Genomic DNA, 15,031 nt, shown 5'->3' with positions numbered 1-15,031 from the left:
TTTTGCCTCGGTTCTTGTTTTGAGGTGGAATGATGGTGTGCTGAGGGTGTAGGCTTATCCCGTCGGAGACATCGCTATTGATCAGCAATCATCAACGATCGCACACAAGTAATTATCTGTTGCACCATTTAAAACAAATACTCAATAAATCATTAAAAATTGTTGAATAGAATTTTGTAAAACCAACGTCATTTTACTTATTGGTTTCATAGTAATTATGGGCTAGGAGGGCAAATTTATTCCTTAAAATCTGACATTCCAGGTTTTAACAATTAATGCTGCCAAAAAACAGTTATGTTATTTGAGGAGAAACTACCTATGCCCAATCATGATATCAGTCGCAAATCAAATTCTTTTGACGGGCAAGATGTTACTTATTTCTCCTCATCCGATACTTTTAATACTCAAAATTACTATAGCTCTCAACTGAATGGTCGTAGTAGCTCTACCCTAGAAACAGATGCTACTGCTACTAGTCAATATAATTCTAATAATGGCTATGGTTTAATCGATGCCTCAAAATCAGTATCGCAAGCTGCTGGACAGAATCCCTATAATGATGCGCCTAAGCTTGGGGGTAATAATTGGGGATTAGATATGATCAAAGCCCCTGCGGTGTGGGAAAATGGATATACAGGTAATGGCGTTGTAGTTGCAGTCATAGATACTGGTGTGGACTACAATCACAACGATTTAAAAAATAATATTTGGACTAATACTAAAGAAATTCCTGGTAATGGCATAGATGATGATGGCAATGGCTATATAGATGATGTTCATGGCTGGAACTTTAATGGCAAAAACAACAACACCTTAGACGATAACGGACACGGTACTCATGTTTCTGGCATTATCGCAGGTGAGAACAATGGCTATGGCGTCACTGGTGTTGCTTACAATGCCAAAATTATGCCTGTGAAAGTTTTGAATAGTTCTGGAACTGGTTCTTATAGTGCGATCGCTAATGGCATCTACTACGCTGTAGATAATGGTGCAAATATCATTAATCTCAGTCTAGGCGGTGATTTTTCTAGCCAGAGCCTCAAATCAGCCATTGAATACGCCAGCAGTAAAGGCGTAATTGTCGTCATGGCCTCCGGTAATGAAGGCGGTTCTGTTCCAGGCTATCCCGCCCGCTATGCCGACAAGTCAGGAATTGCTGTCGGGGCTGTCAATAAAGAGGGTAATCTAACAGACTTCTCTAACCGCGCTGGTAGCAATCAACTTGCCTATGTCACCGCCCCAGGACAGAGTATTTATTCGACTGTTCCAGGCAATGAGTACGCCAGTTATAGTGGCACATCAATGGCATCACCTTATGTGGCCGGGGTAGTCGCCCTCATGCTCAGTGCTAACCCGACTCTCTCAGAAAGCCAAGTTAGAGAAATTATTACTAGCACAGCAGGTAATAATACCACTAGCAATAATACACCAACATCAGACTCTAATTTTGACTTTAGTCCTTTTCTCGATGAGTTTTTTAGAGATTTCTCCACCACTAGCTCATTGCCTCAAGCTTCTAGTTTTAGCATCAAATCTTTACCAGACATTAACACTGTCACTGATAGCTCAAATACCACTGCTGGAATGACCAATAATCAAACGTCTCTGAGTCCTAAAACTGAGTTTACATTCGAGTATTATCTAGACACACTAATGAATAGTTTGGCTAACAGCCCAACCGATATTAATAACGGTATTGATTTCGTTCAATTAATTACAGAAATGACCAGACAATTTGATAACTTACGAAAACTGTTAGGGTAGGGAATAGGGGACAGGTAATAGGTCAAGAAAGGGGCTTAAGCTTATTGTTAAGTCCACCTGCGCGGACTTAACAATAGGGAAGTTACGCGAATGTTTTTATAGCCGCGACTTCTAGTCGTTTCTTCTTGTTTCTTCCCCTAAATCCCTATTGAGGAAACAGCTTTGGGTAAAGTCATATTAATCACCGGCCCTGCTCGGTCTGGTAAAAGTGAATGGGCAGAAAATTTGGCGATAGAATCAGGTAAACAGGTAATTTATGTGGCGACTGCTACTGTTAACCTTGATGATGCAGAATGGCACAAACGCATTCAATTACACCAAAACCGCCGTCCTCAAGATTGGGTGACGCTGGAAGTTCCTGTGTCACTATCTGCAACTCTGGCTGATGCTAAACCCAATACTTGTGTTTTAGTCGATTCTTTGGGGACTTGGGTAGCTAATCTGCTAGAGGATGATGATCAGAGTTGGGAAAATACTTTAGCAGAATTCTTAGAAACAGTGCAGTTAGTTGCTGCGGATATGGTGTTTGTGGCGGAAGAAACGGGTTGGGGCGTTGTACCAGCATATCCTTTGGGACGAACTTTTCGCGATCGCCTGGGTACTTTGGTGCGTCAGTTAGGTTTAATTTGCGAAGCTGTCTATTTGGTTACTGGTGGTCATGTTTTAAATCTGAGCATACTTGGTACACCATTGCCAAAATCTATACATTATGAATCATGAAGGATAATTTAAGAAATTTTAAGAGAGGTATATTATTATTCGTTAGTAAAATTTTAGGCTGATTCTTAATAGAAAATTAAACAGTCAGTATCAAAATTTTCCTCATACCGACTGTAAAATTGTGGTATGGCAACTAAAGAAGAAGTCAAAAAATATCTTTCCTACTGGTTTCAGTTGGGAAAAAAAGTAGTGGTCGGGAATGAGGGAACAAGCTTGCTACCTCAACCTATATTCCAAGGCGATCGCTATAGCAAAGAGTTTGAAGAATGTTGGCAAAAGATTCTCTCATCGGCAAGTAATTGTTATTTGGATGGAACTGATGAGACTATTGCCCAATTACTAACGCCAGTATGGGAAATCTCAGATTGCGGTCGTTGTACTATGCCAATAGCTATGCGTAACGTGGGTATGCCTGCGGCTTTTTGCCCATGCAACAGTTTACCAGATTGGCCTAATACTGAATTACCGACTCCAAGGTGTCCAATTAATAATGAAGAACAATTAAAAATAATTCGCGATCGGCTTTTAGTTAATAACTGATAAATCTGCATTAATTAACTGTGGGTTCTTGACAAACACTAAGCAAGATAATGTAAATCTGGTTAAAAAGGCTATGGAATCCCAGCACACAACCCTCAAAGCCAAGAAAAAGAGCGCGAAAAACATCAAAGAGTGGAAGCTCAAAAAACACACAACTGAAGGTGAAGGCAGTTCTAAAATATCCAGTCGGCTCTACGAAAAAGAAATAGCCAAGCTGCAATTAGAACTGGTGAAAATGCAATATTGGGTAAAGTTTACAGGTGCGCGGATCGTCATTATTTTTGAAGGACGCGATGCGGCCGGTAAGGGGGGTACGATTAAACGGATTGCAGAACCGTTAAATCCCCGTGGGTGTCGTATCGTCGCTTTAGGTACGCCTAGCGATCGCGAAAAGACCCAATGGTACTTCCAACGCTATGTAGCCCATCTGCCAGCTGCGGGTGAAATTGTTTTGTTTGATCGCAGCTGGTATAACCGTGCTGGGGTAGAATCTGTAATGGGCTTCTGCACAGAAGAACAGTACCAACATTTCATGCAAGATTGTCCAGAATTTGAACGGATGTTGGTGCGTGAAGGCATCATTCTGCTGAAGTATTGGTTTTCTGTCAGTGATGATGAGCAAGAACGACGCTTTCAATCGAGAACTACCGATCCCGCGCGGCGATGGAAACTCAGTCCGATGGATCTCGAATCGCGCGATCGCTGGGTGGAATACTCTAAAGCTAAGGATGTCATGTTTGCTCACACCAATATTCCCGAAGCACCCTGGTTCACGGTGGAAGCAGACGACAAAAAACGCGCTCGTCTCAATTGTGTTTACCACATCCTTAGCAAGATTCCCTATGTGGATATGACCCCAGAACCCCTAGAACTGTCTCCCCGCAAGTCTGACGATAGCTACGTCAGACCACCTCGAAATGAACAATTCTTTGTACCACAGATTTATTAGGTGGTCTTTTTCTGGCTGGGTTTCGCGGCGTGAGTAACATTGGATACTATGGGTGAAGAAGCAAAGCGGCGATCGCCACTGACAAATTGCCTTTTTGAAAGTTTCTAGATTAAAACCCCAGATAGCTAGGATCTGAGGTTAATGTTACTAAAGTATAAATAACGAATGAAGTAGTACCTAATAAATATAGTAATACTTCAAAGCATCCTTTTTTCTTCTTTATCCCAAAGCCAATTACAAGAGAAATACCTATCAACTCAATTACTAAAAAAAACCAAAGCTTTGGATTAGAATTGTCAATAATGAATTGAACCTTTGGCGCGAGAGTTGTAATCGCATTTTTTAATTCTTCTATATTAGATATAGTTGATTTACCTTGCTTCGGAAGTTCAATTACTAATGGTTCTTGGTTCTCTCTTATCTCTGGTTTCCAGTCAAACTTTAACTGACTGATTCCTAAATCTCTCGTAAATGTAACCTTTTCTAAAGATGCTAAAGAAATAAAGTTATCACTCCGAAAAAGAGATTCTGCGTCTGGAAGCCTCTCACGCTTTATAGAGTTAACGAGAGAAGCATACTCAATATGCAAGCGGTTATCAGAGAGAAAGACAAATTCAGTCCCATTGTCAAAAATAACACTAGCTAGCTTTTGCCCATCTGGGTAAATTTCGATGGTAATTGTGCCGGAAATAGCTTCATTATCAATGATAATTTTGTTGTCTTCTCCTGGTTGCAGAGTCAATTTATGTTCTCCAATTGCGTGAAGCTTGACTTTACCTTTGTTCACACCTAACTGGAATACTTGCTCTGTACCATTTTTTTTGTCTCTGATGATGATATAAGTGTAGTCATCTCTGACATCAAATTGATGAGCGATAGAGAAAACTCCAAGTTCTTTGACTGGTAAAGGTATATTGGTAGAGATTTTCCACAATCCTTTAGCTTCGCGGCTTAAATGTATTCCTACAGGAGCAGCAGGATTCCAGCCGACAGAGGTTTTATCTTTTTGTCCGCATCCTGAAAGTAATGTGATACATAGCAGAAAACTCAAAACGAAGGCAACTAATAATTTCCAAGTGGCGGTAGGACGGTTTAGTATCATTGTTAACTATTTGATTATTTTACAAAAAGTATCGAACAGCACTCTACCTATAATCTTTAATCTACACCGTGACTCAGAAGATTTACGCTCATTTACTTAATCGTGGTGGTAAAGCTGTTTGTAACCCGCTTGATTATGAACTATACACAAATATATTTAGATGAGGTTTGAACTTTATCACCTAGGGTATTGGCGCAGACTTGTACAAAATGTTAAATTTTCCAACATTAAATTTACAAGATTTGAACTTTCGATAGGTTAAGTAAACAATAGGAATGTCCCCCTGTATATGGATGTAAGTGCCTAAACGTTCTTCTAAGCAGCGATTAAAATCCAGCACGAAAAAATCTAAACATCAAAGACGCACTCAGAAGCATCTGATTAAAACTTTATTTAAGAACGCCCATGATACGGGATGCTCTGCTGCGCCTATAGCGATTGCCCTGATTAATGATCAGGGATGTTTCATAGATATGAATATTGCTGCTTGTGATTTACTAGGTCTACCGCGTCGGAAACTAAGAGGGCAACATTTATCTACTTTCATCACTGCGGAATTTACTCTTCAACCTAGTCCGGGAACTTTTCTACATGGACAATCATTTAATGGAGAACTATTAGTCTCATCTTCCACCCAGATCCGGCAAGAGGTGGAATATACCTTCACTCCAAATGTAATCCCTAACTGTCATCTGCTGTTATTACGAGACATTAGTCAGCGTCGGGAATCAATGCAGGCTGAGTTACGACAGCAGCAGCAGCGAGTTGAACTATTCTCGGAAGTGACGCTGAAAATTCGGCAGTCGTTACAACTCAAGGAAATTCTGCATACCACGGTCACGGAAGTACAACGGATTTTGCAAGCCGATCGCGTGTTAATTTATCATGTCTTGCCCGATGGTACAGGCAAAACCATCAGCGAAGCGGTTTTACCAGATTATCCCACACTGATGGATCTGGAATTTCCCCAGGAAGTCTTTCCAGAGGATTATCAACAACTATATGCCCAGGGAAGAGTAAGAGCGATCGCCAATGTGCATGATCCGGAGGCTGGTTTAGCAGAGTGTTTGGTGGAATTTGTCGATCAATTCCAGATCAAAGCCAAACTAATTGTGCCGATTGTGCAAACTCTCAATGCCCATTCCCAGAATCAGCTGTGGGGATTATTAATTGCACACCAATGTAACAGCGATCGCCATTGGGTAGATTTTGAACTGGAGCTAATGCAACAACTGGCAGATCAAATCAGTATTGCTCTGTCTCAAGCCCAACTACTGGAACACTTAGAAGAGATTGTGGAAGTCCGCACCGCAGAATTGCAGGACGTTAATCGGAACTTGCAACAGGAAATTCATGTGCGGATGCACGCGGAAGCGACGTTGCGCCAGAGAGAGGAGCAATTACGCTTAATTACCAATGCCCTACCAGTTTTGATTGCCTATGTGGATGAGCAACAACAATATCGCTTTAATAATCAAGCCTACCATGATTGGCTGGGGCAATCACCGGGGGAAATTTACGGTTGCCATCTGCGTCAGGTTTGGGGAGAAGATTGCTATCAACGGATGCAGGTTTATGTAAAAATCGCCTTAGCTGGGCAAGCCGTAACCTATGAAAATGATATTGTCTTGAAAGATGGTAGTGGGCGATCAGTTGATGTTACTTATATCCCGCATCTAGATGACCAAAACACAGTCAAGGGATTTTTCGCCTTGAGTAGCGATATTAGCGATCGCAAAGCCATTGAACGGATGAAAGATGAATTTATTTCCGTCATCAGCCATGAATTGCGGACTCCCCTAACATCGTTGCACAGTGCCTTGAAAATCTTGGCTACAGGGCGATTGGGCAATCTTTCGGACGAAGGGCAGCAAATGCTAGGAATTGCCGATGACAGTACCGAACGGTTAGTCCGTTTAGTTAATAACGTCCTAGATTTGCAGCGCATTGAGTCTGGGAAAGTGATTATGGAGTGCCAAGCTTGCAATGCTGCAAATTTAATGATCCAGGCAGCAGAAGCAATGCAAGCAATGGCACAGCAGCATGAAATAACTCTAGTCAAACAACCACAGGATATCCCAGTTTGGGCAGATGGGGATTACATCTTGCAAGCTTTAACAAATTTACTCAGCAATGCCATCAAGTTTTCATCACCAGGGGGGACTGTTTGGCTGACTGTTGAAGTAGAGAAAGACTCCTCAACTCAAAACCTCCCTAGGGAAGTGGTGTTTCGAGTGCGAGACGAAGGGCAAGGAATTCCATCTGACCAACTCGAACGCATTTTTGAACGGTTTCAACAAGTAGATTCGTCAGATTCCCGCAAAAAAGGTGGTACAGGTTTAGGGCTGACCATTTGTCGCAAAATTATTGAGCAGCACAACGGTAGAATTTGGGCTGAGAGTAATCCAGGGTGTGGAAGTACCTTTGCGTTCACATTGCCCACTCTTGGGAGTGCTGAGTTGTGAGTGCTGTTAGCGGTAGCGCGGCGTTTAGCCGGTGCTGAGTGGGGAGTGATGATTCTCTTACTCATTACTCATTACTTAGCACTCACAACTATATTTATGCGAGGGATTCTATGCCTACTAAGCGGATTCTAATTATTGACGACGAAGAAACCATTCAAACTGTTGTCCAATTTGGTATCAAAATGGCGGCTGGATGGGAAGTTTTCACCGCGAGTTCTGGACTCGAAGGCATCCAGACTGCCCAAACTGAAAACCCTGATGTAATTTTATTGGATGTAATGATGCCAGACATGGATGGTATTGCTACCTTTAAAGAACTCCAGTCTCATTCTGAGACGGAACAAATTCCGGTCATTCTTTTAACTGCCAAAGCACAAACAGCAGAAAAGCGTCAGTTTAATGATTTAGGGGTCAGTGGTGTAATTACCAAACCCTTTAACTCCCTGGATTTGCCGGAGCAAATTACGAGAATTCTCCATTGGTAGCCGCATCAATGAAAATCTTGCTTGTGGAAGATGATGACTTATTAATTAAAGTCCTGACTAGAAATCTGGCAACCCATCACTATGTTGTAGATACTGTCAAAGATGGGGAAATGGGATGGACTTATGGTTCTACGTTTGAGTATGACCTAATTGTCTTGGATATCATGCTGCCAAAATTGGATGGTATCAGTTTATGCAAGCGTTTTCGCACAGAGGGATACGTGACTCCTATTCTGTTACTCACAGCACAAGATACCATCACCGCCAAAGTGCAGGGATTGGATGCGGGCGCAGATGACTATATGGTTAAACCCTTCGATCCCATAGAACTAATCGCTAGGGTTCGGGCATTGCTGAGGCGAGGAAGTGCTAATCCTTTTCCCTTGCTGAGTTGGGGAGATTTGCTACTCAACCCCAGCACTTGTGAAGTCACCTATAATGGTTGCCCCCTGAACCTGACAACAATGGAATATGATTTACTGGAACTGCTGCTGCGGGACTGTCAACACGTATTTAGCACTGAAGAACTTTTAGACAGATTATGGTCTTCGGAAGAATTTCCGTCTCAAGCAACGGTACGTTCCCATATCCGTCGGGTACGTCACAAGCTAGTGGCTGCGGGTGCGCCCCATGACTTTATCGCCACCATGCACGGACGGGGCTACTATCTAAAAGCACCAAGCACGGAAGAATCGACTGCCCTATCTAAAATACCCCAAGAGAAGAATTATAGGGATACTTCTAGAATAATTGATACTTCCAGAGAAACCCAGAGCAATTCCCTTCAACATCTTCCTCCAGCCGACTCCCAACAACAATACCTCGCCTTCCTCAACGAAACTTGGACAACGACTAAGCCCAAAAGCCTCGACCAAATGGCAGTTTTGTTACAAGCTGTCAGAGACTTGCAAACCGATCGCCTGCAACCCCAACAACAAGCACAGGCACAACAAGTAGCTCACAAATTAGCAGGTACTCTGGGAATCTTTGGGCTATCCAAAACAATGCACGTTGCCCGGCAATTGGAATATTGGTTGGGGGGTCGAGAGCCACTGCAACCGAAACACGCGCCGTTGATGAAAACACTAGTGACGGCTCTCCAGGAAGACATTGACCATACCACACTGATCCAAATGTCTCAGATTCCCACTGGGCAATCACCCCTGTTACTTATCGTGAGTTCGGATACTGAGTTCAACCAGTCCCTAGTAAGTGTTGCAGCTAGTCGGGGAATTCGCATTGAGACTACTCCGGTACTGGATGTGGCTACAACCTTGATGGCAACTGAGTCTGTCTTGGGTGCTGTAGGTCAAGATCCCGATGTTATCTTGTTGCGTTTACCATCAATTTCATCTGATTGGGTACTGACTGATCAGTCTACCCCCCAGGGTAGTAACTTTTGGGCAATATTGCAGACATTCTCACACCGTTATCCTGATTTGCCAATTGTGGTGATAGGCGATCGCGATGAATTAAGCGATCGCTTGGAGGTGATGCGGCAGGGTGGAAAACTTTTTCTGGTAGCACCGACTCCACCAGAGCAAGTGATTGATGCTGTAGTCAATCTTTTAAGAGATCCAAAGATTCCCAAAAAGTTGATGATTCTGGATGATGATCAAGACTGGTTACGCACTCTGCCCACCCTGCTAAAACCTTGGGGATTTAAAGTAACAACCCTTGCCGACCCCAAAAAATTCTGGACGGTACTGCAAGCAGTGACCCCCGATGCCCTAGTTTTAGATGTGAATATGCCACAGATCAATGGATTTGAACTCTGCCAGATTCTACGCAGTGACCCTAATTGGCAGCGTTTACCAGTATTATTTCTCAGTGTGCTAACAGACTCCGCTAGCCAAAATCAAGCGTTTACCGTCGGTGCTGATGATTATCTGTGTAAACCTGTCATGGGAGTTGAACTAGCCAACCGTATTCTCAGGAGGTTACAAAGAGTTAAGGCTTGGGCTAGTTGATTTATTAATGGTTTGTAGTAAGGACTTCAGTCCTTATTTTAGGACTAAAGTCCTTACTACGAACTCGGTCGCAATAACTTGATATTACTTAACATGGTTAGGTTTATTCCCACCAGCTTACTTTAATTGAAAATTGAATAACTTCTACCCCACCCTACTCTTCTGTCACCTGTCCCCTGTCCCCTGTCCCCTGTCACCTGTCACCTGTCACCTGTCACCTGTCACCTTCCGACTGCACACATTTTGCACGAACTATAGGTCAAGGTAAGTATTAATCATATACTCAAATAGAAGCGTATGTTGAAGTCTATGGAAGCATCGTTAAGAAGCCGTCAGAATCCACTAATCCACAGATTGGCGGATGCTATTGAAGAAATTTGGCAAAAGCACCTGGATCTATCCCCTTACTCAGTCCCAGAAGGTTTAGGCTATGTTGAAGGACACCTGGAAGGCGAACGGCTGATCATTGAAAATCATTGCTACCAAGCTCCGCAATTTCGCAAACTGCATTTAGAATTGGCTCAGGTTGGGAGTGGATTAGATATTCTCCACTGTGTGATGTTCCCTAATCCTGAATATGCGATTCCTATCTTCGGCACAGATTTGGTTGGTGGGCGAGGCGGCGCAATTAGTGCAGCGATCGCGGATTTGTCTCCTATCAGTAGCGATCGCACTCTACCAGAGCGTTACTATCAACAGTTGTCTGTTTTGTCTGATGTGCCGTTTTCTCAACCACGGACTTTACCACCTTGGGGTGATATTTTTTCCGAATTTTGTCTGTTTGTCCGTCCAGAAGGTACTGAAGAAGAAGATATGTTTCTCAACCGGGTGCGGGAATTTTTAACCATTCATTGTCAGATTGCTAGTACAGAGACACCCCTAACATCAAATCTTGACATTTCCAAGGTGCTGGCAGGACAACGAAATTACTGTACAAAACAACAACAGAATGATAAAACCCGAAGAGTTCTGGAGAAATCCTTTGGTACAGAGTGGGCAGATCGCTACATGACTACTATGCTCTTCGACTATGTAGCTTGAGATTATCTTCAATGAATTTGTGTCATACCAGGATAGCGATCGCCTACGGGACATCGTAGCTCATCACAATCCTGGTAATTCTGCTTGGTTGAATTGATTAATACACATAAGATTACAATCGCATACCTCTGGGATAAACAAACTGCGAATATTTTACTTACCAAATAACTCTTTCCATATCCCCACTCCCATTTTTGTAATCCCTTCCTTCAGTTTCCCTTGCTTAAACAACGCAAGTCCTAAATTCTGTTGAGCGTATGCAAAGTTTGGGTCGAGGCGCAGGGCTGTTTGGTAGCTGGCGATCGCTGCTTCTAACTTCCCTTGCTTTTCAGCGCAGACCCCAGGTTATTGTGAGCGTTTGCAAAGTTTGGGTCGAGGCGCAGGGCTGTTTGGTAGCTGGCGATCGCTGCTTCTAACTTCCCTTGGTCGTAGAACGCATACCCCAGGTTATTGTGAGCGTTTGCATAGTTTGGGTCGAGGCGCAGGGCTGTTTGGTAGCTGGCGATCGCTGCTTCTAACTTCCCTTGCTTTTTCAGTGCATACCCCAGGTTATGGTGAGCAAGTACAGAGTTTGGGTCAAGATTGATAGCTACTTGGTACTTGAGGGCTGCTTCCTCAAACTTTTTATCTTTGAGTAAACGATCTGCTTCATTTATCAGTCTGGTGACTTGATCTTGGCATTTTTCTAGCTCTTGTGAAATTTGTTGAGGGGGCGAGTAAGTCGAGCTAGCAACTAATCGCGCCACCTCTTGCCGAATTCCCTTGACCACTTCTAAGAATGCTTCATCTTGGTCAGTCCAGCCTTTGCTTTTTATCGGTTGGCGATTACTAGGCAGAGGTGACAATTTATTAATAGGCGGGTTGTCCCAATCTGCATGGCGCAGCAATACCGGAATCACACGAGCCTTACCTTTTGCGTCTTGCTCTAATGCTCGTGTAACTTCAACTGTCCAGTGATAGTCTGAAGCAATAAAATCTGGACTCACCAACAGCAAAATTAGCCCAGCCCGGTTGAGATATTTATTAATTTCAGCTTCAATTTCTTGCCCAGGGACGATTTTGCGATCACTCCAGGTTGTAATAATCTTTTCTCGACGCAAAGACGCTAAATGAGTCTCTAACTTCTTCCATAGCTCCTCATCTTCTTGGTGATAAGAAATAAAAACTTCAATAGATTTCATAGAGATATGGCAAGATGCTGGCTGGTTTAAAAGAAAACTACAAAAGCTTTGGCTCGATTTCCTCAAGCTAGCTCAATCCCACTCAAGCGGACTGAATTTCTCGTTTAGTCACTTTAACGTGCGCTTCCGTTAGAGACTTGCGTTGACAAAGGGAGGTTGAGAAGAGAATTTTGTTGGAATTATATTAACAAATATTAAGGTAAATTTATATTAAGAAAACCTCACTTTTTTCAATAAACTGGGTAATCAGATTTAAGTGAGCCGAATTATGTCTGAATATTACTAAAAGTAACGAGATATTAAGTCTAAAGACAAAATCAAAATACAATAAATCCTTGCTATCAAAGGGTTGCCGCGTTTATTTAATATTTCTTAACTAATTCTCTGGAGACAAAATCAAAATTGCACAAATTTTGCACAAATTGATTGCTTTAATCAAACTTGTAGGTTCAAAAAACCAACTGCACTCCCTGCCCTTGATGGAGCGGATTCAGTTTCTGAGAAATTGATGATTAGCCATTTCATTAATCTGGGCTTGAGAGTATTAGAAAAATGGTTGTTGTGGATATCAGCAGTATTGATTTATAGCTGTTCCCTAGTTAATCATAACTAGGTAAAAGTATAACGGTTAAATTACCGTTATGGTCAAGTGAGTGTAACTCGCTCGATATTTTTTGCCTGTTTACTGATGATAGCGGAACTATATTTCAGTCAATAACTATAGTCATCCAAATCAACAACTTAGGCTTTGAACCGAATTTGAATCTACAGCATAGTAATAATTATTAGGAGATGCTGGAATGCTTGACGCTTTTACTAAAGTAGTTTCCCAGGCTGATACCAGAGGCACATACGTCAGCGATGCAGAAATCGATGCGCTGAAAGATATGGTATCTGCTGGTACAAAGCGGATGGATGTTGTGAACCGTATTACTGGCAACGCCTCTACAATCGTTGCTAATGCAGCACGAGGATTGTTTGCAGAACAACCCCAATTGATTGCACCAGGTGGTAATGCTTACACAAACCGCCGCATGGCTGCTTGCTTGCGCGATATGGAAATCATTTTGCGCTATGTTACCTACGCTGTGTTTGCAGGTGATGCCAGCGTTTTAGACGATCGCTGTTTGAACGGTCTACGTGAAACATATCAAGCACTAGGCGTTCCCGGCCCTTCCGTAGCGACTGGCGTTAGCAAAATGAAAGAAGCTGCGATCGCGATCGCCAACGATCCTAGCGGTGTTACCCGTGGTGACTGTAGCTCCTTAATGGCTGAATTAGGAAGCTACTTTGATCGCGCTGCTGCCGCAGTGAGCTAGTAAACTGTTCACTACTTCATTACGTTCTCATTTTCTGCCACACAACTTTACATATTTGTTGAGAGAATTATCAGCATGAAAACACCTTTAACCGAAGCAGTCGCTACCGCAGATTCACAAGGTCGGTTTCTCAGCTCCACAGAAATTCAAGTCGCATTTGGTCGCTTCCGTCAAGCTGCTGCTACCCTTGATGCTGCTAAAGCTTTAAGCTCTAAAGCTCAAAATTTAGCTGATGGTGCAGCTAATGCAGTTTATCAAAAGTTTCCCTACACCACCCAAATGCAGGGTAACAACTTTGCTTCAACTCCCACAGGCAAAGCCAAGTGTGCGCGAGACATTGGTTATTACATCCGCATCATCACCTACTGTCTAATTGCAGGTGGTACAGGCCCTCTAGATGACTACTTAATTGGTGGTTTGACAGAAATCAACCGTACCTTTGACTTGTCTCCTAGCTGGTACGTTGAAGCTCTCAAGTACATCAAAGCAAATCATGGCTTGAGTGGCGATCCAGCTGTAGAAGCAAATTCCTACATTGACTATGCAATCAACGCCCTAAGCTAAGGGTTTGCTTTTGCCCAGAACAACTAAAGGCTGTGAATGCTAATTTTCTAGCATGGGCAGTTTTATGGGGTTCTGGGCTTGTTTTTTCCTTGTAGAAATTAAGGTTATCAATCATGACTAGTTCTACGGCAGCCAGTCAGCTAGGATTTGAGCCATTTGCTAACACATCTCCCACAGAGTTGCGTGCAAATGAAGATGTAAAAGCAGTGATTCATGCTGCCTATCGTCAAGTGTTTGGTAATGAACATTTGATGCAAAGCGAACGCCTCACCAGTGCCGAATCACTATTGCAGCAGGGTAATATCACCGTTCGGGATTTTGTGCGGTTACTAGCACAATCTGAGCTATATCGGCAAAAGTTTTTTTATTCTACACCTCAAGTCCGCTTGATCGAATTGAACTACAAGCACCTGCTCGGTCGTGCGACCTACGATGAATCAGAGATCGCCTACCACGTCAATCTCTATACAGAGAAAGGATACGAAGCAGACATCAATTCTTATATTGATTCAGTGGAATATCAAGAAAACTTTGGTGAATGGATTGTTCCCTATTATCGCGGATTTGAAACTCAACCGGGACAAAAAACCGTAGGCTTCAGCCGAATGTTTCAGATATATCGCGGATATGCTAACAGCGATCGCGCCCAAGGTAAAAATAAATCTGCGTGGTTAACCGAGGATCTCGCCCGGAATTTGGCGAGTCCAGTTCAGACCCCTGGTTTTGGTAAGGGATTGACTGGAACTGTCGCAGGCGATCGCGGACAGCTTTACCGCGTGCGATTTACGCAAGCAGATAGAGGACGCGCTCCCCAGATCCGGCGTAGTATGAGTGAGTATTTAGTCACTTATGATCAACTATCGCCCACTTTACAACGGCTGAATCAACGGGGTAGCCGAGTAGTAAATATTTCTCCTGCCTAAACCGA

Annotated in this window: 14 protein-coding genes; 11 read left to right on the top strand and 3 right to left on the bottom strand. The window is 42.9% G+C overall.

The window, feature by feature from the left end:
* The first annotated feature begins 318 nt into the window (after window positions 1–318).
* The 4 genes from VB693_RS26250 to ppk2 all read left to right on the top strand — a co-directional run bounded on the left by VB693_RS26250 (window position 319) and on the right by ppk2 (window position 3,976).
* A complete protein-coding gene (locus VB693_RS26250; RefSeq protein WP_323268810.1) occupies window positions 319–1,767 on the top strand; it encodes a S8 family peptidase in 1,449 nt (482 codons plus the stop codon).
* Between the two features lie 162 nt (window positions 1,768–1,929).
* Window positions 1,930–2,487, top strand: a complete 558-nt coding sequence (gene cobU / locus VB693_RS26245; protein WP_323268809.1) for a bifunctional adenosylcobinamide kinase/adenosylcobinamide-phosphate guanylyltransferase — start codon at window positions 1,930–1,932, stop codon at window positions 2,485–2,487.
* 126 nt (window positions 2,488–2,613) lie between these two features.
* The gene (locus tag VB693_RS26240; protein WP_323268808.1) at window positions 2,614–3,027 is read left to right on the top strand and encodes a hypothetical protein; all 414 of its coding nucleotides are present in this window, start codon (window positions 2,614–2,616) and stop codon (window positions 3,025–3,027) included.
* A gap of 73 nt (window positions 3,028–3,100) precedes the next feature.
* On the top strand, window positions 3,101–3,976 hold the full coding sequence (gene ppk2 / locus VB693_RS26235; protein WP_323268807.1) for a polyphosphate kinase 2: 876 nt from the start codon (window positions 3,101–3,103) through the stop codon (window positions 3,974–3,976).
* 109 nt (window positions 3,977–4,085) lie between these two features.
* Here ppk2 and VB693_RS26230 read toward each other — a convergent pair whose 3' ends face one another.
* Window positions 4,086–5,078 (bottom strand): hypothetical protein, encoded by a 993-nt coding sequence (locus VB693_RS26230; protein WP_323268806.1) that lies wholly within the window; start codon window positions 5,076–5,078, stop codon window positions 4,086–4,088.
* Window positions 5,079–5,377: 299 nt separating this feature from the next.
* Between VB693_RS26230 and VB693_RS26225 the strand changes: the two genes are divergently transcribed.
* The 4 genes from VB693_RS26225 (at window position 5,378) to VB693_RS26210 (ending at window position 11,039) form a co-directional block, all read left to right on the top strand.
* A complete protein-coding gene (locus VB693_RS26225) occupies window positions 5,378–7,543 on the top strand; it encodes an ATP-binding protein (protein WP_323268805.1) in 2,166 nt (721 codons plus the stop codon).
* A 110-nt stretch (window positions 7,544–7,653) separates the two neighbouring features.
* The gene (locus VB693_RS26220) at window positions 7,654–8,028 is read left to right on the top strand and encodes a response regulator (protein ID WP_190698536.1); all 375 of its coding nucleotides are present in this window, start codon (window positions 7,654–7,656) and stop codon (window positions 8,026–8,028) included.
* A gap of 8 nt (window positions 8,029–8,036) precedes the next feature.
* Window positions 8,037–9,998 carry a response regulator gene (locus VB693_RS26215; RefSeq protein ID WP_323268804.1) on the top strand — a complete coding sequence of 654 codons (1,962 nt, stop codon included), beginning with the start codon at window positions 8,037–8,039 and terminating at the stop codon, window positions 9,996–9,998.
* A gap of 309 nt (window positions 9,999–10,307) precedes the next feature.
* The gene (locus VB693_RS26210) at window positions 10,308–11,039 is read left to right on the top strand and encodes a phycocyanobilin:ferredoxin oxidoreductase (RefSeq protein ID WP_323268803.1); all 732 of its coding nucleotides are present in this window, start codon (window positions 10,308–10,310) and stop codon (window positions 11,037–11,039) included.
* Between the two features lie 153 nt (window positions 11,040–11,192).
* Here the strand turns inward: VB693_RS26210 and VB693_RS29145 are convergent, their stop codons facing one another.
* Complete coding sequence (locus tag VB693_RS29145; protein ID WP_416233430.1) at window positions 11,193–11,321, bottom strand: hypothetical protein; 129 nt, start codon at window positions 11,319–11,321, stop codon at window positions 11,193–11,195.
* A gap of 29 nt (window positions 11,322–11,350) precedes the next feature.
* The gene (locus VB693_RS26205) at window positions 11,351–12,220 is read right to left on the bottom strand and encodes a toll/interleukin-1 receptor domain-containing protein (RefSeq protein WP_323268802.1); all 870 of its coding nucleotides are present in this window, start codon (window positions 12,218–12,220) and stop codon (window positions 11,351–11,353) included.
* 800 nt (window positions 12,221–13,020) lie between these two features.
* Between VB693_RS26205 and VB693_RS26200 the strand changes: the two genes are divergently transcribed.
* The 3 genes from VB693_RS26200 (at window position 13,021) to VB693_RS26190 (ending at window position 15,026) form a co-directional block, all read left to right on the top strand.
* Window positions 13,021–13,539 (top strand): phycocyanin subunit beta, encoded by a 519-nt coding sequence (locus VB693_RS26200; RefSeq protein ID WP_190698554.1) that lies wholly within the window; start codon window positions 13,021–13,023, stop codon window positions 13,537–13,539.
* Window positions 13,540–13,614: 75 nt separating this feature from the next.
* On the top strand, window positions 13,615–14,103 hold the full coding sequence (gene cpcA / locus VB693_RS26195) for a phycocyanin subunit alpha (protein ID WP_190698557.1): 489 nt from the start codon (window positions 13,615–13,617) through the stop codon (window positions 14,101–14,103).
* 113 nt (window positions 14,104–14,216) lie between these two features.
* Window positions 14,217–15,026, top strand: a complete 810-nt coding sequence (locus VB693_RS26190) for a phycobilisome linker polypeptide (protein ID WP_323268801.1) — start codon at window positions 14,217–14,219, stop codon at window positions 15,024–15,026.
* The last annotated feature ends 5 nt before the right edge of the window (window positions 15,027–15,031 follow it).

The organism is Anabaena sp. UHCC 0399 (assembly GCF_034931465.1).
Taxonomy (GTDB): Bacteria; Cyanobacteriota; Cyanobacteriia; order Cyanobacteriales; family Nostocaceae; genus Trichormus; species Trichormus minutissimus.
Note: the sequence above shows the minus strand (reverse complement) of the source record. Positions and strands in the feature narration are given on the sequence as shown.